Genomic DNA, 23,129 nt, shown 5'->3' on the forward strand with positions numbered 1-23,129 from the left:
AATCGCCCTGAGGATATTCTCATGCCCCTCACTCTGGTCTCCAGCCAGCGTCTTTTTGAAGGCTGGCAGAAACGCTACAGCCATCAGGCGCAGAGCACTGCCTGCGACATGACCTTCTCCATCTACCTGCCACCACAGACTGCGCAGGGCAAGAAAGTACCGGTGCTGTACTGGCTGTCCGGGCTGACCTGCAGCGATGAGAACTTCTCCACTAAAGCCGGTGCCCAGCGGGTGGCGGCAGAACTGGGGATGGCACTGGTCATCCCCGACACCAGCCCGCGCGGTGATGATGTCGCTGATGATGCCGCCTACGATCTGGGTAAAGGCGCAGGTTTCTACCTGAACGCCACACAGGAGCCCTGGCGTGCGCACTTTCGCATGTACGACTACATCGTCAAAGAGCTGCCGGAGCTGATCGAGGCACACTTCCCGGTGACGGAGCAGCGGGCCATCAGTGGTCACTCCATGGGTGGGCACGGTGCGCTGACCATCGGTCTGAAGAACCCTGAGCGCTACACCTCCATTTCGGCCTTCTCCCCTATCTGCAATCCCTGCAGCTGCCCCTGGGGTGAAAAGGCGTTCGCTGCCTATCTCGGTGAAGCGCGGCAGGACTGGGAGCAGTACGATGCCACGCTGTTGCTGGAAAAACTGGGTGTGGCACTACCCATCAAGATTTCGCAGGGCTCGGAAGACAGTTTCCTCAAGGAGCAGCTCAAGCCCGAAGCCCTGCTGGCGGCCGCCAGGAGGGTCGAAGTGGAAGTGGACTATCAGCTGTGCGAAGGCTACGACCACTCCTATTACTTCATTTCTACCTTTATCGAAGCGCATCTGCGCTTTCATCACGCTCATCTGCTGGCAGGCTGACGGCCAGCGCGGTGTCTGCACGGCCAGCAGCCCCGGTAGGGGCTGATGGCTGAGCTGGCTTAAACCGTGACGACGATCTTGCCAATCTGATTACCCGCTTCCATGTAACGCTGGGCATCGGCGATATCGGCAAAGTCGAAAGTCTTGTCGATGACCGGCTTGAGTGCTCCGGAAGCCAGCCCCCGGGTAATGAAGTGTTTAGCTGCGGCAAGTCGTTCTGGCACCGTGGTGATTTCAAACAGTTCATAGCCACGCAGGGTCAGGTGCTGTGACAGCACATCCATTACCGGCACCGGCAGATCATCCGTACTCAGCGCTCCGTACTGGTAGTAAATGCCATTAAATGCATGGCCCGAAGCAGGGCTTTTGCACCCGCTCCACCTACCGGGTCGAATACCAGACGCGTACCTTTACCCTCCGTGATGGTGCGAATTTTTTGCGTCAGCTCCGGGTCATTACTCTGGAATACATGTGCAGCTCCTGCCTCTTTCAGCTGTTTTTCAATGGTGAGGGAGCGGGTCAGGGCAACGGGCACGGCACCGACCATATTGGCCAGCTGGATCGCCGCCAGACCGACACTGCTGGACGATGCGCCCAGAACCACGGTATCACCCGCCTTCATGTCACCCATGCAAATTAACGCGCCATAAGCGGTGACAAACTTCATCCAGGTGGCAGCCGACTGCTCATAGGAGATATTGTCGGGTATCTTGACCACAGCATGGGCCGGTGCATTCACCAGCTCCCCATACATGCCGTAATCAGCGAATGAGAAGGCTGGAATCACGCTGACACGGTCACCCACACGGAAGTCGGACACATTGGCACCAACCGCAGTCACATCACCGGCCGCCTCATACCCAAGGCGGGCGGGGAACACCGGGTCAATCACATACTGGCCATTGCGATACATGATTTCAGCACGATTGAGACCCAGTGCCCTGACGCTGATCTGTACCTCATCAGCCGCCGGAGCCTCTACCTCCACATCAATGAATTCCAGCACTTCAGCACCACCTGTACGATGGAAACGGACGACCTTTGACATACTCACCTCTTCTCTGTTTACGCAGCAACACAGTGCGATGGCTGCACTTTAAGAGGTGAGCAGGAGGTGAAAAAGCCGCCAGTCCGTAATGGATTAGTATGAATTCAATAACAATCGGCGGTATTACACGTGTGGCACAATCTCCTCCAGCCAGCGCACAAAGGCAGATGTCTTGGCTGGCAGGTGAACGCGGTGAGGGTAAAGGACAGAGATAGCCTTGGGGGAGGGTGGCAGGGTGGGTAACACTTCCACCAGACGGCCAGAGTCGAGATAGGGCCTTAATACCGCACGTACCCCCTGGACGATGCCCATACCGGCCAGGGCGCAGGCCAGCAGAGAGTCTGAGTTGTCGGTGACAATGGTGCTCGACAGCTTCAGACGCAGTTCTTCTTTGCCGTCATTGAAGGTCCAGTCAACCAGACGCCGGTTCCGGCCACTGACAAAGTTGATGGCATGATGACTGCGCAGCTGCTCGATGGATTCGGGCAGGCCATGCTGGTCGACATACTGGCGCGACGTGCAGGTTACCAGAGCCATGTGCCCCACGCGCTTAGCGACGGCACTGGAATCATCCAGCGGCCCCAGGCGGACGACACAGTCGATATTATCTTCAAAAATATCTACCGGCTGGTCACTCACTCCCAGATGAATTTCAATCTGCGGGTAGCGACGCTGAAAATCAGGCAGCGCGGGAATGACGATGGCATTGGCTACAGTGGCCGCCAGACTCACCTTGAGCCGGCCTTTTGCCATGGTTGCGGCATCCGGATAGCTGGCAAAGGTGTCTTCAATCCCCGCCAGCAGTTGCACGGCGCGCTGGTAAAAGTCTTCCCCCTCATCGGTCACATTCAGCTTGCGTGTCGTACGATTCAGCAGGCGCACGCCCAGCGTCTGCTCAAGATGCTGAATGGCGCGTGTGGCCACGGGGCGATGCAATTGCAGATGCTCTGCTGCCGCCGTGAAGCTCCCTTTCTCGACGACCTGCACAAAAATCTGCATTGCTTCAATACGGTCCATGCCCACATACCTTTCTCAATCGAAGCGCTGCGGTAGTTGCCAGCATCCACAAGTGCTTACCTGTTCAAACATAACCCATGTCACGGGCGGTTAATCCCCAGACTCACGCAGTCATTCTGTAATGACACGGTAGCTGCTTACCCCATGAAGGGCTACTGGCCGAAAATGTTTGCACGGACACATTTTTCATTCGTGTGCTGAACCGCCCGCAGCGGCACGATAACCCGCGCGGTGTATCAGGCAAGAAAAAACCGGACGCTGAGGTCCGGTTTTTTATGAGGCAAAAGTGCTGTTCTGTGACGGCTATTTCGTCAGCTGATTGGAGAACTGTGAGACCGCTGCGACCACTTTCTGCGCCCCTTCCTGAATTTCTTCAATCACATGCCCGGCCTGATTGACCAGCTCCAGTACCTGTTCGGCCTGCTGCTTGCTGCCTTCGATGATGGCGACGGCACTGGAGGTCAGCGCCTGGTTCTGGCTGACTACGCCGACAATTTCTTCGGTCGCGGCGCTGGTGCGTGATGCCAGTGAGCGCACCTCATCCGCGACCACGGCAAAGCCCCGGCCCTGCTCACCGGCGCGGGCGGCTTCGATGGCGGCATTGAGTGCCAGCAGATTGGTCTGATCGGCGATGCTGCTGATGCTCTGGATAATGGCGCTGATCTGTTGTGACTGCTGATCCAGATCGGCAATGCCTTTGGCGGCTGAGGCCATCTGCTCCACCAGTTTATGCATCACCACGGCGGTTTCTTCCATCACCTGCTTGCCACTGCGGGCGCTGGTGTCGGTGGCGTGAGAGGTTTCATAAGCGACGTTGGCAGCATCCGCGACGGCCTGCTCACGGTGAACCTGATCGGTGATGACCGAGGCAAACTTCACCACCTTGTAGAGGCGACCACGGGTATCGGCGATGGGGTTGTAGGAGGCCTCCAGCCAGACTTCGCGGCCATGCTTGTCAGCGCGACGGAAGCGACCGGCACTGAAGTGTCCCTGGCGCAGCCGGTCCCAGAATTTCTCATAGTCGGCAGACTGGGCAATGGCCGGTTCGCAGAACATGCGGTGATGTTTGCCCTTGATCTCTTCCAGACGGTAGCCCATGGCGCCGAGGAACAGCTGATTGGCATCCAGTACATGGCCCTGCATGTCAAATTCGATGACGGCAGTGGAGCGCTGCAGCGCCTTGATCAGGTTTTCATACTGCTGCGAGGCTTCAATGGTGCGGGTCAGGTTATTGGCAAACAGTACAAAAAAGTCGAGATCACCCTGACGCCTCGCTACCGGATGGATAATCACCCGTAACCAGAACTGCTCGCCGTGGCGGTTGGCCACCTGCAGTGCACCGACCCAATGCTGGCGAGCGCTGATGGCGGCATTCATGCGTTTGAAGTGATCGGTCTGGCGATGTTCCTGCGGTACCAGATCGGACAGCTTGCGACCGAGCAGTTCGGCCTGACTGACCCCCAGCTCTTTCTCAAAGTGGTGATTGGCAAAGATGATCTTGCCGCTGGGGTCGATATTCATCGACATCATCTCGTCATACAGGCCGTCGCGGGCTTGCTTGAGCGCGTGCAGTTCCTCCCGCAGCGCCTGGTTTTCTTGCTTCAGTTTGGAACCAAACATGGCCCGTGCCCCTGTGACTGTCTGACTAGTATGAGGTTATAGACCAATACGCTGGTCTTACCAAAGATGAATGGGTCGCGACTAACATCCTGTTGGTACCCCGATTGAGTGTCAGGTCCTGTGCACTTTGTCGCAGCCATCGGGCTGCACGACTTCTTTTGGCGCGAAAGTGTCAATTTTCAAGGAAATCCCGGCTTTGGCAAGGGCTAATGCGTACTGGCAGATGAAGATCAGCCGAATGAGGTCAGGAGAAAGGGGCAGGAGCCTGACGAGGCAGGCTCCCACTGCATGAGCTACAGGTCTTTGACCAGGCGCAGGGCATCGTAGATCGCGGCGTGGGTATTGCGTGCCGCCACCGCATCACCGATGCGGAACAGCTGGAACTGGCCGTCACCGTTGCTGCGCAGGGTCTGTGGCTGACCGGCAATCAGCTGGCCGTAGTCGACTTCGCCACGATTACCCGATAGCGGCCGCAGCTCGAAATACAGCTCGTCCAGCGGCAGGGTGCCGTGGTTGACCACCACCTGATCCACCAGCCGGGTCTGGCTGAAGTCACGCTGGCCATCGTTGTAATCACTGTCAATCAGGGCGGCCAGCTGGTTGCCTTCGCGGTATACCTGCTGCAGGCGATAGGTGACGGTGAAGGTCACCTGCTGTTGCTGCAGGGTGCGCAGATAAGGCACCAGATTCATCCCCATCACTTCCGGCGCAAAGCTGCGGTCGGGGGTCATGATTTCCAGCCGGGCCCCGCTGCTGGCAATGACCTCGGCGGCCTGCAGCGCGGCATGGTCACCGGCATCGTCGAACAGCAGCACATTGCGGCCGGGTTTGACGTCGCCGGAAATAATATCCCATGCCGATACCACCAGTTCGCTGCCACGCTCCACCACTTCGGTATTGGGGTAGCCGCCCGTGGCGATGATCACCACATCGGGTTGCTCCGCCAGTACGGTGTCTGCTTCGGCCCAGGTATTGAAGTGGAAGCGTACGCCGAGCGCCTCGCACTGGCTCTGGCGCCAGTCGATCAGACTGATCATTTCATGTCGGCGCGGGCTTTGGGCGGTCAGCCGGACCTGCCCACCGGCATCGCTGGCGGCTTCAAACACGATCACCTCATGGCCCCGCTCGGCCGCTACCCGCGCCGCTTCCAGCCCGCCGGGGCCGGCACCGACCACCACCACCCGCTTGCGCGTGGCAGCTTTGGCAATGTCGTGGGGCATGGTCAGCTCACGGCCGGTGGCGGGGTTGTGAATGCAGTAGGCCGCGCCGCCCTGATAGATGCGGTCAAGGCAGTAGTTGGCGCCGACACAGGGGCGAATGCTGTCTTCCTGTCCGGCGATGATCTTGCGCACGATGTGGGGGTCGGTCATGTGCGCACGGGTCATACCGACTATATCCACCTTGCCGCTGGCGATGGCATAACGGGCGGTGGCGACATCAGGAATCTTGGCCGCATGAAAGGTGGGGAAGTCAGTCGCACTGCGGATGTCCCCGGCAAAGTCCAGATGGGGCGAGTTGCGCATGCCCTGAATGGGGATCACATCCGTCAGCCCGGCATCGGTGTCGATATGCCCACGAATCACATTGAGAAAGTCGACCATGCCGCTGTCTTTCAGGCGCCGGGAGATGGCCATCCCGTCGTCACGGTTCAGCCCGCCTGCCAGCATTTCATCGGCCACGTAGCGTACGCCGACAATAAATTCGCTGCCCACCCGCTGGCGGATCGCCCTGAGCACGTCAAAGGTGAAGCGCAGGCGGTTGTCGAGATCGCCGCCGTACGGCGCGTCGAGGGTATTGGTCAGCGGCGACCAGAACTGATCCATCAGGTGGCCATAGGCTTCCAGCTCAATGCCGTCCAGCCCGGCGGCCTGCATCCGTTCGGCGGCATCGGCGTAGTCGCTGATGATGCGCTGAATGTCCCAGTCTTCCAGCCGTTTGGGAAAGGCACGGTGAGCCGGTTCGCGTTTGTGTGAGGGTGATACCACCGGCAGCCAGTCACCTTTGTCCCAGCGGGTGCGGCGACCCAGATGGGTCAGCTGGATCATGACCGCGGCACCGTGCTCATGGCATTCATCGGTCAGTGCCCTGAGCCAGGGAACGACCTCATCCTTGTAAGCGAGGATGTTGTTGAAGGCCGGTGGGCTGTCGCGGGAGATAGCTGCCGAACCTGCCGTCATGGTCAGGGCGACCCCGGCTTTGGCGCGCTCCACATGGTAGGCGCGGTAACGCTCCTTCGGCATGCCGTCATCGGGGTAAGCCGGTTCATGGGAGGTAATCATGATGCGGTTGCGCAAGCGCAGGTGCTTGAGCTGATAGGGCTGCAGCAGGGGATCGTTGGACATCGTCGGCGCTCCTCAATGTCACTGTTCCGCGATAACCAGAATGGGGTGGTGATTAACGCTAGAGCACTATGTACACATGTGTCAATTTTATGTTCATGGGTGTACTTGATAAAAGCACCCATGTACATTTCCCTCATGTCAACATGACCCCAGAAAGAGTGAGCACGCCTCTGGCGATGCTGACACCACAACGAGAACGACCTTCATGCCTGAACTGGATAACCCCGATACTGCCGCCGCCAGTAGCGCCACTGCGACGGCCAGCGCACTGCCTGACAGTGGCTGGCGTGGCTCGGCAGAGCTGTGGTTGCAGGCGGCCTATGACAGCCTGATCGAGGCCGGTATCGAAGCGGTACGCATCATGCCGCTGGCCAAGAAACTCAACCTGTCACGCACCAGCTTCTACTGGTTTTTCAAGGACCGGGATGCCCTGCTGACCGGCCTGCTGGCGCAGTGGCGGCAGCGTAATACCGACAATCTGATCGGCCAGACCCAGGCCTATGCCGAGAGTGTCGCCGAGGCCGTCCTCAATGTGTTCGACTGCTGGCTCGACCAGCAGCTGTTTGATGCCCAGTTTGAGTTTGCCGTGCGCTCCTGGGCGCTGCAGTCACCTGAGGTGGCGGCGCAGGTGGCGGCTGCCGATGAAGCTCGGCTGGCCGCCCTGCGGCAGATGTTTGAACGCTTCGGTATGGATGCGCTGGCCGCCGATGTGCGCGCCCGCACCGTCTACCTGACGCAGATTGGCTATATCTCGATGAAGACCAGCGAAGCGCTGGCGATCCGTATGCAGCGTATTGCCGACTATGTGCAGATTTTCACTGGCAGTCGTGCCGAAGCCCGAGAGCTGCAGCGTTTTTACGCCCGCCATGGCTTTCAGCCAGCGGCGGACGCAGGGCAGGGCGTATGAGCTGGCAACCGGCGCGGGTGGGCATTATTGGTGGCAATGGCTGGCTGGGCAGAGCGATGGCCAGTGCCATGCTGAGCAGTGGCAAGGTGCGGGCGGAACAGCTGTGGCTGTCGGCCAGAACGCTGCCGGCACAGCCGCAGGTGGACGGTCAGGCGGTGTACTGGACGACTGATAACGCGCATCTGCTGGCACACTGCGATGCCGTCATTCTGGCACTGCGCCCGCAGGATTTTCTGGCCCTCTCGCTGCGTGCTGAAAACACCCTGCTGATTTCCGTTATGGCCGCTATTTCTACCGCCGAACTGAGCGCCCGCACGGCGTGCAAAACGGTAGTGCGCTGTATGCCCAACGCGGCCATTGCCATCAGGCGTTCCTACAGCCCCTGGCGGGCAACGGCAGAGGTATCCACTGAGCAAAAGGGTTGGGTGCAGGAATTGTTGTCGTGCTGGGGCACGGAGGACGAGCTGGAGGAGGAGGCTCATTTCGATTATCTGACCGGCCTTTGTGGCAGCGGACCGGCTTTTCCGGCGTTGCTCGGACGGGCTATGTGTGAGCATGCACTGTCAAGAGGACTGCCAGAGCATGTCGTAAACAGAGCAGTGGAGGGCGTTTTGACCGGCGCATCAGGGCTGCTGGGGGGGCAGAATGAAAGACCAGCTGAGGTTGTGCAGCGTTTCCTCGACTACCGGGGGACGACAGCCGCAGCACTGATAACAATGATCCATGAAGGATTCGAGCAGGCCATCCATCACGGCCTGCAGGCGGCAGAACAGGCCGCTTTCAACATGCACCCAGAAGAAATGAACAGCAGAACACCTGACAGCGTTCCCGAGGGAGCGCCCCGTACCCCGGGAGACAGCTGAGGCGGTGCCGCTGACTTCCTGACCCTCGCTACGCACCGCGCCACGAAGGAACAGGATATGAAGCAACTGGTTAAGAAGCAGTTTGTCGTCCCTACTTGCCTGGCCATGGCACTGATGGGGGCTTCGGCCGTATCCCAGGCGGCTGAGTGTGGTGATGTGACCATCGCCAACATGAACTGGCAGTCCGCTGAAGTACTCGCCAATATCGATAAGTTCATCCTCAATAAAGGCTATGGCTGCCATGCCGAGCTGATTGTGGGTGACACCGTTCCCACCATTACTTCCATGACCGAAAAGGGCCAGCCGGATATCGCTCCGGAAGGCTGGGTCGATCTGATTCCTGATGTGGTAAAACGTGGCCTTGATGAGGGCAAGCTGGTCGTTACCTCCAAAGCGTTGTCCGATGGCGGTAATCAGGGCTGGTGGATTCCTAAGTACATTGCCGATGCCCATCCCGATATCAAAACCATTCAGGACATGCTGAAGCATCCTGAACTGTTCCCTTCGCCTGAAAATCCCAAACACGGTGCTATCTACAATGGCCCACAGGGCTGGGGTGGCACGGTAGTCACGTCGCAGCTGTACAAGGCCTACGGTGCTGAAAAAGCCGGTTTTGATCTGATTGATACCGGTTCTGCCGCGGGTCTTGATGGTTCCATCGCCAAGGCTTACGAACGCAAGGAAGGCTGGGTTGGCTACTACTGGGCGCCCACAGCGCTGCTGGGTAAATACGAAATGGTCAAGCTGGGCCATGGCGTGCCGCTCGACAAAGCCGAATGGAAACGCTGCAACACGGTAGCCGACTGTGCTGATCCCAAGCCTAATGACTGGCCGGTGGACAGTGTCGAAACCCTGGTCACCAAAGGCTTTGCTGACCGCGCAGGCGATGCCATGGTCTATCTGCAGGCCCGAAGCTGGCCGAGCAGCACGGTCAACAAGCTGCTGGCCTGGATGAGTGACAATCAGGCCACCGGTGAGGAAGGCGCTGAATACTTCCTCAAGAACAATCCGGACATCTGGAGCAAATGGGTCTCTCCCGAAGTGGCCGAGAAGGTGAAGTCAGCACTCTGATTTCTCTGCCAGTGGACTCGGGTCTGACGCGGACCCGATCCTGCCGTCACCCTGTTATGGCTGACGGCCTTTGCTGCATAGCCGGTGGGCCTGCGTGGCCTGCCGACCAACCCGGAACGCTTGGGTGGAGTACCTCACCATGGCCAATTGGTTAGCTGACTTTCCGCATCTTGATTCAGAGCTGCTGAGAGCACTTAAAAAAACCATCGATGAAGGATTTAGGGCGTTTACCCGCGCCTATGGTGATGCCATCGAGTCTTTCTTTGATCCGCTGCACTTCTTTCTGGTGCATGCCGAACGCTTTATGACCGAAACCCCCTGGCCCATCATTCTCTGTCTGGTGGCACTGGTGTCGTGGCTGGCCAGTCGCAACTGGAAGATTGTTGTCAGTGCAGTGGCTATCCTGCTGGCGATCGGCTTCCTCGATATGTGGGAAGACACCATGAAGACCATTTCGATGATCTTCGTCTGTACCGTGCTGTCGATTCTGGTCGGCATACCCATCGGTATTGCTATGGCCCGTTCCAGTCGCATGCAGAAGATCGTCAATCCGATTCTCGACGTGATGCAGACCATGCCGAGCTTCGTCTATCTCATCCCGGTGGTGATGCTGCTGGGGATTGGCAAGGTGCCGGGGCTGATTGCCGTGGTGATTTATGCCATCCCGCCGGTCATCCGCCTGACCAATCTGGGCATCCGGCTGGTCGACAAAGACGTGCTGGAAGCCGCCGATGCCTTTGGTGCTTCGCCCTGGCAGCGTCTGACCAAGGTACAGATGCCGCTGGCGCTGCCGACCATCATGGCCGGTATTAACCAGACCATCATGATGGCGCTGGCGATGGTGGTAATTGCGTCGATGATCGGCGTGCAGGGCCTCGGCCAGCCGGTGCTGAAGGCCATCGCCAACCAGTATTTCACTCTCGGTATCTTTAACGGGCTGGCTATTGTCGGTATCGCTATCATCTTTGATCGTGTCAGTCAGGCCTATGGCAAGCGGCTGCAGAAACATCTGGAGGTCGTCCATGGCTGAAGCAACACCGGGGCTGGGTATTGAAATCCGCCATCTGTACAAGGTGTTCGGCAGGGACCCGGTTGGCCATGTCGAGCTGGCCAAACAGGGCATCAGCAAAACCGAACTGAACGAAAAGTACGGCCATGTGCTGGGCCTGCGCGACATCAGCATCAGCATGCCGGCCGGAGGTATTCAGGTGATCATGGGGCTGTCCGGCTCCGGCAAGTCGACACTGATCCGTCATATCAACCGGCTGATCGAGCCGACCGCCGGTGAGGTGCTGATCGGCGGTCAGGACGTGGTGAAGATGGATGAACAGGCGCTGCGCGAGTTCCGTCGCCATCAGACCGCCATGGTGTTCCAGAAATTTGCTCTGCTGCCTCACCGCACGGTACTGGAGAACACGGTGTTTGGTCTGGAGATTCAGGGCAAGCCGCGCAGTGCGCAGGAACAGGCCGCACGCTACTGGATTGAGCGGGTTGGCCTCAAGGGCTTTGAAGACAGCTATCCCAATCAGCTGTCCGGCGGCATGCAGCAGCGTGTCGGGCTGGCGCGGGCGCTGGCCAACGATGCACCTATCCTGCTGATGGACGAAGCCTACTCGGCACTGGATCCGCTGATTCGGGTGGACATGCAGACGGTGTTGCTGGATCTGCAGAAGGAAATCCGCAAGACCATCGTCTTTATCACCCACGATCTGGATGAAGCCCTGCGTCTGGGGGATCGCATTGCCATTCTGCGCGACGGTGAAGTGATCCAGCAGGGCAGCAGTCAGGAGATCGTGCTCAATCCCGCCGATGAATACATCGCCAACTTTGTTAAAGAAGTGAACCGGGGCCGGGTGGTGCAGGTGGAGGCCATCATGCAGCCGCTGTCTGCCGGTGTGACGCCGAACGTCACCGCCGCCGCAGGGACCACACTGGAAGAGGCCATGAGCCTGCTGTCAGCGGCGCAGAGCTATGAGCTGGCAGTGGTCGATGACAACGGCAGCAGGCTGGGCATGGTCGATATGCAGGGCATCATGGCGGCTATTTCCCGCAGTGAGGCGCCTCGGTCAGCCGCAAAACCAACGCTGGTGAAGCATGTCGGTTAACACCGTTTTCACCTGATCGTGGTGAGTGGCTCAGTCTGCTCACCCTGTGTAACGCGGCAGCAGGACGCTGCCGTCTGCCTGTTAACCCGCTGACGCTGCCCCATCCGGCGTCAGTTTCTTCTGCATACCCCCACTACTGACGGTTGCCCGGGCGCCATACTTTCAGCCAGCGGGGTAGCATGGTTTCCAGCACCTGATCCTGCAGGATCACATGGTGATAGATAGCCGCCACGGCGTGCAGCCCGGCCAGCCACAGAATGGCATCCCCCAGCCAGGTATGAATCTCCGCAATGCTCTGACCCAGCTCGTGGGCGTCGCCAAACAGCGCGGGCAGCTCCACGCCTCCCAGCAGAATGATCGGATGGTTGCCCAGCCAGGCGCCGGCGATGGCCGTCATCGGCACCGCGAACAGCAACAGGTAAAGCAGCCCCTGCACGGACTTGGCGCCGATATGCAGCAGACGTGAGACGGCCTGTTGCGCAGGGCGGCTGTCCAGACGCATCCAGATCACCCGGATAATGGCCAGCACAAAGACCGCCATGCCCAGGGTTTCATGCAGTTGCCGGTCAAAGTCGCGACTGGCGGCATAGACGCGCTGTTCCGGGCCACCCAGACCAGTGCTGAAGGCGGCCAGTACCAGAATGGCAGTCAGCCAGTGCAGCAGCTGGGCAAAACCGCCGAAACGGTCAGTGGCTTTGAGTGGGGTTGAGGTTGTGTTCATCGTGATCGTCCTTTGATGTGGGGGCATGCTGTTCAGTCTGACAGAAAGCGATGACGATCATCGGTTCTGCACGACTGCAAATAAGGATTGTTACGTCAGGTGGGTTGCACTGCGTTGACATTCTTTCAAGCCTAGAAAATATCCGGCGGCTTTGCTGCGATAGATGATAAAATGTTGCGGTTTTTTTCCTGATCTGTTCGGGATCATGAAAAAACCGACTTCTCCGTTTGGGAAATCACCAGAGAACAACTACAAGACCCTGGTATTTCAGCCTCGTAACAGAGGTGTGTTGCTGATGAGTGCTGTTTTCCAAATCGCCGCCCGGCGGCCATTTCGAAAACCGTTTTCAACCTTCAACCCCTTATAAAACTTACGGAGAAACCCAACCATGAATGCCTGGTATTTCCTCTGCTTTCTGTCGGCAGTGGCCATCTTCATTGCCTTTGCCAACCAGTATCTGCTACGCCTGCAGACTACCATTGCCATCACCACCGGCTCGGTGGCGATGTCGGTATTACTGATGGTGCTGGTCAAGTTTGCCGGTAACGATGTGGCCGAGTACATCACCCAGGCCATTGGTGGTCTCAACTTCAACCTGCTGCTGCTCAAGGGCATGCTCGGCTTCCTGCTGTTTGCCGGGGCGCTGGAGATCGACCTGCATCTGCTGCGCCATCAGCGCTGGGAAATCACCATCATGGCACTGGGGTCGACCCTGCTGTCGACGGTGCTGATCGGCTACGGCTGCTACTTCGTGCTGGATCTGCTCGGCTATCCGCTGCCGCTGGTGTACTGCATGCTGTTCGGCGCCCTGATCAGCCCCACCGACCCTATTGCGGTGCTGGCCATCATCAAGAAAATGCATGCGCCGGACCGCATTTCGGTGCAGGTGGAAGGGGAATCCCTGTTTAACGACGGCGTCGGTCTGGTGGTGTTCACCACGGTGTTTGCCGTGGCCTTCTCCGGTGAAGCGCCGACCTTTGGTGGCGTGGCTGAGCTGTTTCTGGTCGATGCCGTTGGCGGCATCCTGTTTGGCGCGGTACTGGCTGCCGTGGCCCACTGGCTGATCTGTCGCAGCAATGACCCGAGCATCGAGCTGCTGATTACCCTGTGTATTCCCACCGCGGGCTATGCGCTGGCCAACATGCTGGATATTTCCGGCCCGCTGGCGATGGTAGTGGCCGGTATCGTGATCGGTAATGTGACCCGTGGCGTAGGCTTCTCCAAGCACAGTCAGGAAACCCTGTCGCATTTCTGGCATACCGTCGATGCCTTCCTCAACGCTCTGCTGTTCCTGCTGATCGGTCTGCTGCTGGTGGTGATGCCGGTGACCTGGGCGGAAGTGGGTCTTGGCCTGCTGATGATCCCGCTGGTGCTGGCGGCACGCTTTATCAGCGTGGCCTTGCCCTATGTCGGCTTCCGCAAGTTCCGTCAGTACGATGCCCACTCGGTGAAGATCCTGACCTGGGGCGGTTTGCGTGGCGGTCTGGCACTGGCCATGGCGGCATCCATTCCTGAACATGCGGTGAAGATCGAGGGTGTCGACTTCCATACGCTGGTGCTGATGATGACCTACGTGGTGGTGATCTTCTCTATCGTGGTGCAGGGCTCCACTATTGCGCCGATGATTCAGGCCAGTATCGAAGCCGGGCGCGAACCCATTGATCCGGAGCTGCTGGCAGCGGAAGAGGCGGTGGCCAAGCTGTCGCACTCGGTCAGTAAGTGACGGCAGGCGGCGAACGCTGCGAAAACAGGTAAAACCACCAGGGGGGCCAGCAGGCCCCCCTGGTGTTTCCGGAGGGCGCGTGCCCTCTGTGCTTGCTGGTGGAGTGTTACAGCAGCTGATCCAGCGCACGCAGCAGCTGATCCATATCCTGCTGGTCGGTGTAGTGCACGAAAGACAGACGCAAGACGCCCTGCTGCGCCGGGACGCCCATGGCTTCCAGCAGCCTGACCGCATAAAAGTGCCCGGCACCGGCCATGATGCCGTGTTCAGCCAGCGCGCGGGCCACCTGCTGCGGGCTTTGCTCACCGGTCAGCAGCGACAGGGTGGAGACCCGTTCATGGCTGTCCTGTGGCCCCAGCAGGCGCAGGTTAGGGCGCTGCTGAATAAAGTCCAGCAGCTGGCCCAGCAACGGCTGCTCGGCGCTCTTCAGCAGCTGGCGTACCTCGGCTGCACGTTGTGCTGGCAGCACATCCGCGCTGAAGTGGTGAGCGTGCAGCTGGTCGAAATAGTCGGCGATGCCCTGACTGGCGGCCACCTGAGCATGGTCCGGGCCTGCCGGTACAAACCATTTGTGGATGTAGCCGGCGTTGAAGTAATGCGCCTGATTGCCCAGATACTGCGCGGTTGCGTGACGAATCACCATGGCGCCCAGATGCGGGCCAAAGGTCTTGTACAGGGAGAACAGGTAAATATCGGCGCCCAGCGCCGCCACATCGGGCAGCCCGTGCCCGGCATAAGACACCCCATCGACCACAGTGGTCACACCGGCCTGTCTGGCCAGCGCACAGATGTCAGCGACCGGGTTGATCTGGCCGAGAATATTGGAGCAGTGGGGGAAGGTCAGCAGCCGTGTCTTATCGTTCAGCAAAGAGCTCAACGCGGTGATATCCAGCGCCCCACTGTGGGAGTCGACCTGCCATTCCTTCACCACCCCCCCGCGTTCCGCCAGACGACGCCATACTCCGCTGTTGGCCTCATGATCCTGATTGGTGACGATGATCTCATCACCGGGCTGCAGTTTTTTGCCAAATGCCTGCGCCAGCACATAGGTGTTCTGCGAGGTGGACGGGCCGAGATGCACTTCTTCGGCATCGACATTGAGATAGGCCGCCAGCCGCTGGTGCGAACTGTCCATCAGCTGGCCAGCGGTGACGGAGGCCGGGTGAAAGCCGTAGGGCTGCACCTTGGTCTGGCAGTAGTACTGCTGCAGACGGTGGATGACCTGCTGGCAGGCATAGGAGCCACCGGCGTTATCGAAAAAAGCCTGACCGCTGAGGCTGGGCTCAGCAAAGGCAGGGAAGTGCTGACGAACGAACTGAATATCCACAGTTGAGGTCATGATGGGTTCCGTCACGGGCCTGAGTTAGAGCTGCAGTGTAGCGCGTCGCCGGTGAACGGAGATTGCGAAGATGGGGGTGGAAAGAGAGAGTGATGCAATAATATTGCATGGAGATGGTCAGAAATGGTGAGTTTGGAGTTAGATCGTCTTGATCACAAAATAATCCTGGCATTGCGTGAAGACGGACGCATCAGCAATGTGCAGCTGGCAGAGCAGGTCAACCTGTCGCCATCGCAGTGCCTGCGCCGGGTCAGACGACTGGAAGAATGCGGCGTGATTGCCGGTTATCGCGCTGATATCAACTACGAAAAGCTGGGTTTTGGGCTAGTCGCCTGGGTGCTGGTGACGGTCAGCAAGGAAATCGCCGGTGCGCGCGACAGCGTCATGCGCTACCTGCAAAACGATGACAGCGTGCAGTCGGTCTATGGGGTGACGGGCGATGTGGATCTGATGCTGGAGGTGCGCACCCGCGACATGGCGGCCTTTACCGAACTGGTGATCAAACGGCTGTATGCCCGCAGTGAGGTGGTCAGCACCAAATCCTATATCCGCCTGGATACGGCTAAGCGCCATGGGATGCCGGTGCTGGAGTAGCGCAAACCAGAGGGGGCAGAGTGCCGCCTCCTGTTTGTGCAGCAGCTTATGTGGGCGGTACGGCCGCTGCCAGGGTCTGCTTCAGTTCGGCGGCGGTCATGCGCACACAGTAAGCGGGCATACCGCGTTCAAAACGCCAGCCTTCGGCCAGCGCACCGGCATCGACACTGTCGAAGCCGAACTGATCATACAGCCGGATGATGCGCTGTTTACTGTGGCTGTCATCACCTGCCAGCGGCAGGGCACGGCGATGAACGCTGCCCGCAGGCAGTCCGTCGGTTTCCAGATCGGTCATAGGGATGGCATTGAAGGCCTTGGTGATTCTGGCTTCTGGTAACAGTCGCGCCAGCATTTCACTGGTGGTGATCTGGTGGCTATCCAGCTCGGCAATATGACCATCGCGTTCGGCATAGTAATTCACCGCATCGATCACGGCTTTACCCGCCAGTAATGCGGCAGGCAGCTGGTGAATGGCGCTGAGGGGTACGGCGATCACCACCATGTCGCCGAAGGCAATGGCCTCCTCCACACTGCCGATCTCACAACCGAGCATGGGGCGCAGACTGAACAGCGTCTGTACGCCACGGGAATTGCTGAGCATCACCTGATGGCCTGCACTGATACCGAGCTTGGCGATCGCCCGGCCGACAAAACCTGCGCCGATAATACCGATCTTCATGCTTGTCTCCTGCTTCATGCTTGTCTCTTGATTCATGGCTGTCTCCTGTCTGGCCTGCGCTGGGAAGAGGGTGAACCCCTTCCCGCAGCGCTAGAGAGACAAGGTATTGCTTGCAGGTTGGTTGATAAATCGCGCATCGGATGCGAAATAAACAACAAAAAGGAGGGAATGATGGATCGGCTGACCAGTATGACGGTGTTTATCAAGGCGGCGGAGCTGGGCTCCTTTGCTGCCGCCGCAGAAGCGTTGCACCTTTCACCGCAGATGGTGGCCAAACACGTCGCCCGGCTGGAGGCGCGTCTGGGCACGGCGCTGATCAATCGCACCACCCGTCGCCAGAGCCTGACCGACATTGGTCATCGCTATTACGAGAGCTGCAAGGTGGTGGTGGCTGAGGCAGAGAACGCCGATCTGCTGGCGATGGATATGAAGCGCACGCCTGCAGGGGTGATTCGGGTCAATGCTCCGGTCACCTTTGGCTCCTTCTCTCTGGCTCCCTTTATCAGCGACTACCTCGGCCAGTACCCGCAGGTGCAGGTCGAGCTGACCCTGAGTGACCGGCTGACCGATCCGCTGGAGGAAGGTTATGAGGTGCTGATCCGCATTGGCGAACTGAGTGACAGTGCGCTGGTGGCCTATCCGCTACAACCCTACCGGCTGATCGCCTGCGCCTCCCCTGAGTACATTGCCAGACAGGGCATGCCTGCCACACCTGCGGATCTGGCGCAGCATTCCTGCCTGATCTATGGCATCTGGTCACCGTCCATGCCTTGCCGCTGGCGCTTCAGCAGAGAGGGCAAAACCGAGGAAGTGCGGCCACAGGGCAGGTTACGTGCCAACGACTGGAAAGCGCTGCTGCACGCCGCGCTGGCCGGCTATGGCATTACTCTGGGGCCGGAAGAGGTGCTGCGTGAAGAGATACGCCGGGGCAATCTGCTGCAGGTGTTACCCGACTATCAGGGCCCGGCGCGGCCGATGCATATTCTGATACCTGACCGGCGGCGCTCAACAGTGAAGATCAACAGCTTTGTCGACGCCGTCCGGGCGGCTTTTGGCTGACTATCTGCCTGCCCTTACTATCTGCCCACCCTGACGAGTGAGGGGGCCAGCTGGCCCCCTCAGTGTGGCGGCTGCACTGGTGTGGTTCAGCCCTTGCTGGCCAGATCGCGCAGCACGTAGTGCAGGATGCCGCCGTGGCGGTAGTAGTCCCATTCCGTGCTGGTGTCGATCCGCACCTCGGCCTCGAAAGTGAAGGTTGAGCCATCTTCCCGGGTGACCTCGACGGTCAGGGTGTCGGGCTCGTCTTCCAGCGTGGCAAAACTGAAGGTTTCCTTACCACTGAGGCCCAGGCTTTCGGCTGACTCACCGGCCCGGAACTGCAGCGGCAGCACGCCAAAACCGACCAGATTGGAGCGGTGAATACGCTCGAAACTCTCGGCAATGACTACTCTGATGCCGAGCAGATTGGTGCCTTTAGCCGCCCAGTCCCGGCTGGAGCCGGTGCCGTATTCCTTACCGGCAATAACGATCAGCGGCACGCCATCCTGCTGATACTGCATGGAGGCATCAAAAATACTGGTCACCCCGCCCGTGGGCAGATAGGTGGTGAAGCCGCCTTCGGTGCCCGGTGCCAGCTGATTGCGCAGGCGGACGTTGGCGAAGGTGCCGCGCATCATCACCTCATGGTTACCGCGGCGCGAGCCCAGACTGTTGAAGTCGGCAGGCTGCACACCGTGCTCCTGCAGGTACTTGCCCGCCGGACTGTCGGCCTTGATGGAGCCGGCCGGCGAGATATGGTCGGTGGTGATGGAGTCGCCCACCTTGACCAGACAGCGGGCCTGTTTGATCTCTGGCAGGGCAACAGGCTGTTTGCCCATGCCTTCGAAGTAGGGCGGGTGCTTGACGTAGGTGGAGTCCGGCCAGGCATAGGTCTCGCCTTCGGGGGCGGGCAGCTGCTGCCACGCCGCGGTGCCGGCAAAAACATCGGCATATTTCTCGCGGAACATCGCCGAGCTGATGGAGGCCGCCTGCAGTTCGGCAATCTCCTGCTGGGTCGGCCAGATGTCTTTGAGATAGACCGCCTTACCCTCTTTGCTGGTGCCCAGCGGCTCGTTGTAGAGGTCGATATTCATGGTGCCGGCGAGGGCGTAGGCCACCACCAGTGGCGGTGAGGCCAGATAGTTGGCGCGCACATCGGGGTGGATACGGCCTTCAAAGTTACGGTTACCTGACAGCACCCCGGCGGCAATCAGTTTGCCGGAGCGAATGGCCTGCGTGATGGGCTCGGCCAGCGGGCCGGAGTTGCCGATGCAGGTGGTACAGCCAAAACCTACCACGTCAAAACCCAGCGCCTGCAGATCGCTCATCACTCCGGCCTTCTGCAGATAGGCAGGCACCACCTGCGAGCCCGGTGCCAGCGAGGTTTTCACCCAGGGTTTACGCTTCAGGCCGAGGGCGTTGGCCTTCTGTGCCACCAGACCGGCGGCGAGCAGCACCGCCGGGTTGGAGGTGTTGGTACAGGAGGTGATGGCGGCAATGACGACATCGCCGTCATGCAGCGTCCACGTTTCCCCGTCCAGTTCAAATGCCACACCATCGTTGGCACTGTCGGGTTTTTCTTTGCCCAGCATCTCGACAAAGGCCTGTTTGGCCTCGCTCAGGGCGATACGGTCCTGCGGGCGTTTTGGCCCGGCCAGACTGGGCACCACGGTACTGAGATCAAGACTCAGGCTGTCGCTGTATTCCGCCTCGCGGCTGCCGGTTTCCCGCCACAGCCCCTGAGCACGGGCGTAGGCTTCCACCAGCCTGATGGTGTGCTCATCACGGCCGGACAGGTGCAGATAGCGCAGGGTTTCCTTGTCGATGGGGAAGATGCCGCAGGTGGCGCCGTATTCCGGGGCCATATTGGCAATGGTGGCGCGATCCGCCAGCGGCAGGTTGTCGAGGCCATCACCGTAAAATTCGACGAACTTACCCACTACCCCTTTCTTGCGCAGCATCTGGGTGACGGTCAGCACCAGATCGGTGGCGGTAGCGCCTTCGGGCAGGCTGCCTGACAGTTTGAAGCCAATCACTTCGGGGATCAGCATGGTAATCGGCTGGCCGAGCATGGCGGCTTCGGCCTCGATGCCGCCAACGCCCCAGCCCAGCACGCCCAGGCCGTTGATCATGGTGGTGTGGGAGTCGGTGCCGACCAGCGTGTCAGGATAGGCGAGGGTCCGGCCGTCGACCTGCCTGGTCATCACGCCGTGGGCCAGATACTCCAGATTAACCTGATGGACGATACCGGTGCCGGGTGGCACGACGCGGAAGTTGGAAAAGGCTTTCTGGCCCCAGCGCAGAAACTGGTAACGCTCCTCGTTGCGCTGGAATTCCACTTTGGTGTTGAGGTCCAGCGCGTCCTTGCGGGCGTAGTAGTCCACCATCACCGAGTGGTCGATAACCAGATCGACCGGCTCCAGCGGGTTGATCCGCTCCGGGTTGCCGCCCAGCTGTTTCATGGCGTCGCGCATGGCGGCCAGATCGACCACCGCCGGTACACCGGTGAAGTCCTGCAGCACCACCCGCGCCGGGGTGAAGGCAATCTGCACCGAGGGTTCGGCATCGGCCTGCCAGTGGCACATGGCGTCGATATCGGCCGGGGTGACGTTCTGCCCATCCTCCTTGCGCAGCAGGTTTTCCAGCAGGATTTTCAGTGAGTAGGGCAGGCGGTGGATGTCGTGATGAGTGGTCAGGGCGGCCAGCCGGTAGTAGTGATAGGTCTTGCCGTCGACTTCCAGTGTGGAGAGGGCATCAAAGCTGTTAGTCATGGTTGCTCCCGGTTCCTTGGCAGCGTGCCGGTTGTCCGCGCGGGCAGATACCAGCAGCCAGCAGGTGGATGTGGATGGACCAGAAACGCCTGAGAACGTGTGCACGTTCTGACAGAGACTGCAGAGGGCGATCCAGGTCGCAGAGGTGTGCGCTCGGGCGGCACCGCCGTCGTCAGCAGGGGTGGGCTGCGACGGCGTTATTGTCATTGCAACCTATGCAGGTCAGTAGCTCCAATCTCAAACCGTCGTAACGTTCTGAAAAGCAGTGTCGTCGGCGTGGTCATATTTTTATTTGCAAATGAGAATAATTATCAATATAACTAAGGGCGTTTTGTATCGCTGCCTCTTACCCCGCCGTGACGGCAAGGCAGCAGTCTGGTATCGCCTTACACCGCGAAGAGGGCTTTTTGATGATGCAAGCGGGTGCTGTCCCTTACCGTCCGTGGCCAATTACCAACGATGCCATGCAGTGCATGGCGGAGATGGAAGAACAGATTCGCTGTTTCAGCCACGATCAGCCGGATCCGCGGCTGCTGCATCACTATCTCAAGCTGGGCCAGAGTCTGGCGGAAGAGGCCGCTGAGCTGAATCTCAATCTGCTGCAGGAATGCTGGCTGCGGCGCACCTACGACACCCTGTTTGAAACCATCATCGACAGCCTGACGCCATCCCACTGGCGCGGCTGCTGCCTGGATCATCTTTACCAGCCGCTGTTCGCGCTCAAGCGCTTCTACCGTCACCGTCCGCAGGGCCAGCAGAAAATCAATGCACTCTGCTATGAGCTGGCGATCACCAGCCGGTATTGCCTGAATACCCACTGACAGGCTGACCGGGTTGTGATCAGCAGCCCGGGCCAGCAAAGACTGCTGTACGCCTGTTCATCATGCTTCCGCTGCGTTCCCCCGGCGGAGGATGGCAAACATCAAGGAATCCACTATGTCTACACGTATCGAAAAAGACAGCATGGGCGAACTGCAGGTGCCGGCCGAGGCGCTCTATGGTGCTCAGACCCAGCGGGCCATTAACAACTTTCCGGTCAGTGGCATGCCGATGCCGAAAGCCTTTGTGCACGCGCTGATTGTGGTCAAGCGTGCCGCGGCGCGGGCCAATGTGAAGATGAACCTGCTGCCAGCGGAGATGGGCGTGGCCATTGTCGATGCCTGTAACCATCTGCTGGCAGGCGACTATATGCGCCACTTTCCGGTGGATATTTTCCAGACCGGCTCCGGCACCAGCTCCAACATGAACGCCAACGAGGTGATTGCCCGGCTGGCCAGCCAGCAGAGCGGGCTGACGATTGGCGCCAATGATCACGTCAATTATGGCCAGAGCAGTAACGACGTGATCCCCACCACCCTGCACGTCAGTGCCGCGCTGCTGCTGGAACAGCAGTTACTGCCGGCACTGGCCTATCTGCAGGAAGCCATCGAAGCCAAGGCCAGAGCGGTGGACGGTTATACCAAAACCGGCCGTACCCATCTGATGGATGCCATGCCGGTACGCATGAGCCAGTGCCTGTCAGCATGGGCTACCCAGATCGCCCAGAACATCACCAATCTCAAGGCCCTGCAGCCGCAGCTGCAGGCGCTGGCACAGGGCGGCACGGCAGTCGGCACCGGCATCAACACCGACCCGGGCTTTGCTGCTGCGTTTGCCCGTCAGCTGAGCGAAGACACCGGTGTGCACTTTACCCCGCACCCCAACTTTTTTACCGCCCTCAGCACGCAGGACACTGCCGTCGCGGTCTCCGGCCAGCTGAAAACCACCGCCGTCTCGCTGATGAAAATTGCCAATGACCTGCGCTGGATGAACTCCGGGCCGCTGGCCGGACTGGGTGAGATTGAGCTGGAAGCGTTGCAGCCCGGCTCATCGATCATGCCCGGCAAGGTCAACCCGGTGATTCCTGAAGCGGCGGCCATGGTCGCGGCGCAGGTGATCGGCAACGATACCGCCATCACCATTGCCGGCCAGTCCGGCAACTTCGAGCTGAACGTGATGCTGCCGCTGGTGGCGCAGAACCTGCTGCAAAGTCTGGCGCTGCTGGCCAATATCAGCCCGCTGCTGGCCGATAAAGCCATCACCAGTTTTGTGGTGCGCGACGACAAGCTGAAGGAAGCGCTGGATAAGAACCCGATTCTGGTGACGGCACTGAACCCCATCATCGGCTATATGAAAGCGGCAGACGTGGCGAAGAAGGCCTATAAACAGGGCCGTGCCATCATTGATGTAGCCGAAGAGGAAACCGATTTGTCCCGCGAGGAGCTGCAGAAGCTACTCGATCCTCACCAGCTGACCCTGGGCGGGGTAGCGGAATAACCCGCCGGTACCAGCCTGCCCGCGCGCTCCGGGGCAGGCCGCCTGCTTGCCTGATCATACAGCGGCCCCTGCCTCAGGGAGCTGCCCGGCGTCGCAGCGGGTGTTGCCTGC

19 protein-coding genes and 1 pseudogene are annotated in these 23,129 nt (G+C 59.6%); 11 read left to right on the forward strand and 9 right to left on the reverse strand.

Going from position 1 to position 23,129, the window contains the following annotated elements; all coding sequences use genetic code 11:
* The first annotated feature begins 21 nt into the window (after positions 1 to 21).
* Positions 22 to 864 carry an S-formylglutathione hydrolase gene (gene fghA, locus QCD60_RS13980; RefSeq protein WP_279786291.1) on the forward strand — a complete coding sequence of 281 codons (843 nt, stop codon included), beginning with the start codon at positions 22 to 24 and terminating at the stop codon, positions 862 to 864.
* 59 nt (positions 865 to 923) lie between these two features.
* On the opposite strand, the gene QCD60_RS13985 is transcribed toward fghA, so the two are convergent.
* From QCD60_RS13985 to QCD60_RS14005, 5 genes are all read right to left on the reverse strand, one after another.
* Entirely contained in the window at positions 924 to 1,148 is a 225-nt protein-coding gene (locus QCD60_RS13985; RefSeq protein WP_279786293.1) for a zinc-binding dehydrogenase, read from the reverse strand.
* 26 nt (positions 1,149 to 1,174) lie between these two features.
* The gene (locus QCD60_RS13990) at positions 1,175 to 1,912 is read right to left on the reverse strand and encodes a zinc-dependent alcohol dehydrogenase family protein (RefSeq protein ID WP_279786295.1); all 738 of its coding nucleotides are present in this window, start codon (positions 1,910 to 1,912) and stop codon (positions 1,175 to 1,177) included.
* Positions 1,913 to 2,035: 123 nt separating this feature from the next.
* A complete protein-coding gene (locus QCD60_RS13995) occupies positions 2,036 to 2,929 on the reverse strand; it encodes a LysR family transcriptional regulator (protein ID WP_279786296.1) in 894 nt (297 codons plus the stop codon).
* Between the two features lie 303 nt (positions 2,930 to 3,232).
* Positions 3,233 to 4,549 (reverse strand): methyl-accepting chemotaxis protein, encoded by a 1,317-nt coding sequence (locus QCD60_RS14000; protein ID WP_279786299.1) that lies wholly within the window; start codon positions 4,547 to 4,549, stop codon positions 3,233 to 3,235.
* 293 nt (positions 4,550 to 4,842) lie between these two features.
* Complete coding sequence (locus QCD60_RS14005) at positions 4,843 to 6,891, reverse strand: NADH:flavin oxidoreductase (protein WP_279786301.1); 2,049 nt, start codon at positions 6,889 to 6,891, stop codon at positions 4,843 to 4,845.
* A 205-nt stretch (positions 6,892 to 7,096) separates the two neighbouring features.
* Between QCD60_RS14005 and QCD60_RS14010 the strand changes: the two genes are divergently transcribed.
* From QCD60_RS14010 to QCD60_RS14030, 5 genes are all read left to right on the forward strand, one after another.
* Positions 7,097 to 7,798: a TetR/AcrR family transcriptional regulator gene (locus QCD60_RS14010; RefSeq protein WP_279786303.1), complete on the forward strand. Its 702-nt coding sequence runs from the start codon at positions 7,097 to 7,099 to the stop codon at positions 7,796 to 7,798.
* Positions 7,795 to 8,661: a pyrroline-5-carboxylate reductase dimerization domain-containing protein gene (locus QCD60_RS14015; RefSeq protein WP_279786305.1), complete on the forward strand. Its 867-nt coding sequence runs from the start codon at positions 7,795 to 7,797 to the stop codon at positions 8,659 to 8,661. The genes QCD60_RS14010 and QCD60_RS14015 overlap by 4 nt, the downstream gene beginning before the upstream one ends.
* Positions 8,662 to 8,718: 57 nt before the next feature.
* Positions 8,719 to 9,732, forward strand: coding sequence for an ABC transporter substrate-binding protein (locus QCD60_RS14020; protein WP_279786306.1), 1,014 nt, complete (start codon positions 8,719 to 8,721; stop codon positions 9,730 to 9,732).
* A 139-nt stretch (positions 9,733 to 9,871) separates the two neighbouring features.
* Complete coding sequence (locus tag QCD60_RS14025) at positions 9,872 to 10,762, forward strand: proline/glycine betaine ABC transporter permease (RefSeq protein WP_279786308.1); 891 nt, start codon at positions 9,872 to 9,874, stop codon at positions 10,760 to 10,762.
* Positions 10,755 to 11,837 (forward strand): glycine betaine/L-proline ABC transporter ATP-binding protein, encoded by a 1,083-nt coding sequence (locus QCD60_RS14030; RefSeq protein WP_279786309.1) that lies wholly within the window; start codon positions 10,755 to 10,757, stop codon positions 11,835 to 11,837. The genes QCD60_RS14025 and QCD60_RS14030 overlap by 8 nt, the downstream gene beginning before the upstream one ends.
* A 133-nt stretch (positions 11,838 to 11,970) precedes the next feature.
* Here the strand turns inward: QCD60_RS14030 and QCD60_RS14035 are convergent, their stop codons facing one another.
* Entirely contained in the window at positions 11,971 to 12,558 is a 588-nt protein-coding gene (locus tag QCD60_RS14035; RefSeq protein ID WP_279786310.1) for a cytochrome b, read from the reverse strand.
* Positions 12,559 to 12,946: 388 nt separating this feature from the next.
* On the opposite strand from QCD60_RS14035, the gene QCD60_RS14040 reads away from it, so the two are divergent.
* Positions 12,947 to 14,281 carry a sodium:proton antiporter gene (locus tag QCD60_RS14040; RefSeq protein WP_279786312.1) on the forward strand — a complete coding sequence of 445 codons (1,335 nt, stop codon included), beginning with the start codon at positions 12,947 to 12,949 and terminating at the stop codon, positions 14,279 to 14,281.
* Positions 14,282 to 14,387: 106 nt separating this feature from the next.
* On the opposite strand, the gene QCD60_RS14045 is transcribed toward QCD60_RS14040, so the two are convergent.
* Positions 14,388 to 15,620, reverse strand: coding sequence for an aminotransferase class V-fold PLP-dependent enzyme (locus tag QCD60_RS14045; protein WP_279786314.1), 1,233 nt, complete (start codon positions 15,618 to 15,620; stop codon positions 14,388 to 14,390).
* A gap of 123 nt (positions 15,621 to 15,743) precedes the next feature.
* Here QCD60_RS14045 and QCD60_RS14050 point away from each other — a divergent pair, with 123 nt between their 5' ends.
* Complete coding sequence (locus QCD60_RS14050) at positions 15,744 to 16,214, forward strand: Lrp/AsnC family transcriptional regulator (RefSeq protein ID WP_279786315.1); 471 nt, start codon at positions 15,744 to 15,746, stop codon at positions 16,212 to 16,214.
* A gap of 46 nt (positions 16,215 to 16,260) precedes the next feature.
* Here QCD60_RS14050 and QCD60_RS14055 read toward each other — a convergent pair.
* Positions 16,261 to 16,938 (reverse strand): annotated as a pseudogene (locus tag QCD60_RS14055) (NAD(P)-binding domain-containing protein); the annotation flags it as partial.
* 123 nt (positions 16,939 to 17,061) lie between these two features.
* Between QCD60_RS14055 and QCD60_RS14060 the strand changes: the two are divergent.
* The gene (locus QCD60_RS14060) at positions 17,062 to 17,952 is read left to right on the forward strand and encodes a LysR family transcriptional regulator (protein WP_279786316.1); all 891 of its coding nucleotides are present in this window, start codon (positions 17,062 to 17,064) and stop codon (positions 17,950 to 17,952) included.
* Between the two features lie 86 nt (positions 17,953 to 18,038).
* Here the strand turns inward: QCD60_RS14060 and acnA are convergent, their stop codons facing one another.
* Positions 18,039 to 20,702: an aconitate hydratase AcnA gene (gene acnA / locus QCD60_RS14065; protein WP_279786317.1), complete on the reverse strand. Its 2,664-nt coding sequence runs from the start codon at positions 20,700 to 20,702 to the stop codon at positions 18,039 to 18,041.
* Positions 20,703 to 21,112: 410 nt separating this feature from the next.
* Between acnA and QCD60_RS14070 the strand changes: the two genes are divergently transcribed.
* Positions 21,113 to 21,523: a hypothetical protein gene (locus tag QCD60_RS14070; protein WP_279786318.1), complete on the forward strand. Its 411-nt coding sequence runs from the start codon at positions 21,113 to 21,115 to the stop codon at positions 21,521 to 21,523.
* A gap of 115 nt (positions 21,524 to 21,638) precedes the next feature.
* Positions 21,639 to 23,018 carry a class II fumarate hydratase gene (locus QCD60_RS14075; RefSeq protein ID WP_279786319.1) on the forward strand — a complete coding sequence of 460 codons (1,380 nt, stop codon included), beginning with the start codon at positions 21,639 to 21,641 and terminating at the stop codon, positions 23,016 to 23,018.
* Positions 23,019 to 23,129 lie beyond the last annotated feature (111 nt).

This window comes from Pokkaliibacter sp. MBI-7 (genome assembly GCF_029846635.1).
Taxonomy (GTDB): Bacteria; Pseudomonadota; Gammaproteobacteria; order Pseudomonadales; family Balneatricaceae; genus Pokkaliibacter.

Excerpts from the sequence above, each read along its gene's own strand:
- QCD60_RS14015 (WP_279786305.1), top strand. The coding sequence starts at position 7,795 with ATGAGCTGGCAACCGGCGCGGGTGGGCATTATTGGTGGCAATGGCTGG.
- QCD60_RS14070 (WP_279786318.1), top strand. The coding sequence starts at position 21,113 with ATGATGCAAGCGGGTGCTGTCCCTTACCGTCCGTGGCCAATTACCAAC.
- QCD60_RS13985 (WP_279786293.1), bottom strand. The coding sequence starts at position 1,148 with ATGGATGTGCTGTCACAGCACCTGACCCTGCGTGGCTATGAACTGTTT.
- QCD60_RS14035 (WP_279786310.1), bottom strand. The coding sequence starts at position 12,558 with ATGAACACAACCTCAACCCCACTCAAAGCCACTGACCGTTTCGGCGGT.
- QCD60_RS14005 (WP_279786301.1), bottom strand. The coding sequence starts at position 6,891 with ATGTCCAACGATCCCCTGCTGCAGCCCTATCAGCTCAAGCACCTGCGC.
- QCD60_RS14060 (WP_279786316.1), top strand. The coding sequence starts at position 17,062 with ATGATGGATCGGCTGACCAGTATGACGGTGTTTATCAAGGCGGCGGAG.
- QCD60_RS14025 (WP_279786308.1), top strand. The coding sequence starts at position 9,872 with ATGGCCAATTGGTTAGCTGACTTTCCGCATCTTGATTCAGAGCTGCTG.
- QCD60_RS14075 (WP_279786319.1), top strand. The coding sequence starts at position 21,639 with ATGTCTACACGTATCGAAAAAGACAGCATGGGCGAACTGCAGGTGCCG.
- QCD60_RS14040 (WP_279786312.1), top strand. The coding sequence starts at position 12,947 with ATGAATGCCTGGTATTTCCTCTGCTTTCTGTCGGCAGTGGCCATCTTC.
- acnA (WP_279786317.1), bottom strand. The coding sequence starts at position 20,702 with ATGACTAACAGCTTTGATGCCCTCTCCACACTGGAAGTCGACGGCAAG.
- QCD60_RS14000 (WP_279786299.1), bottom strand. The coding sequence starts at position 4,549 with ATGTTTGGTTCCAAACTGAAGCAAGAAAACCAGGCGCTGCGGGAGGAA.
- fghA (WP_279786291.1), top strand. The coding sequence starts at position 22 with ATGCCCCTCACTCTGGTCTCCAGCCAGCGTCTTTTTGAAGGCTGGCAG.
- QCD60_RS14020 (WP_279786306.1), top strand. The coding sequence starts at position 8,719 with ATGAAGCAACTGGTTAAGAAGCAGTTTGTCGTCCCTACTTGCCTGGCC.
- QCD60_RS13990 (WP_279786295.1), bottom strand. The coding sequence starts at position 1,912 with ATGTCAAAGGTCGTCCGTTTCCATCGTACAGGTGGTGCTGAAGTGCTG.
- QCD60_RS13995 (WP_279786296.1), bottom strand. The coding sequence starts at position 2,929 with ATGGACCGTATTGAAGCAATGCAGATTTTTGTGCAGGTCGTCGAGAAA.
- QCD60_RS14045 (WP_279786314.1), bottom strand. The coding sequence starts at position 15,620 with ATGACCTCAACTGTGGATATTCAGTTCGTTCGTCAGCACTTCCCTGCC.
- QCD60_RS14010 (WP_279786303.1), top strand. The coding sequence starts at position 7,097 with ATGCCTGAACTGGATAACCCCGATACTGCCGCCGCCAGTAGCGCCACT.
- QCD60_RS14050 (WP_279786315.1), top strand. The coding sequence starts at position 15,744 with ATGGTGAGTTTGGAGTTAGATCGTCTTGATCACAAAATAATCCTGGCA.
- QCD60_RS14030 (WP_279786309.1), top strand. The coding sequence starts at position 10,755 with ATGGCTGAAGCAACACCGGGGCTGGGTATTGAAATCCGCCATCTGTAC.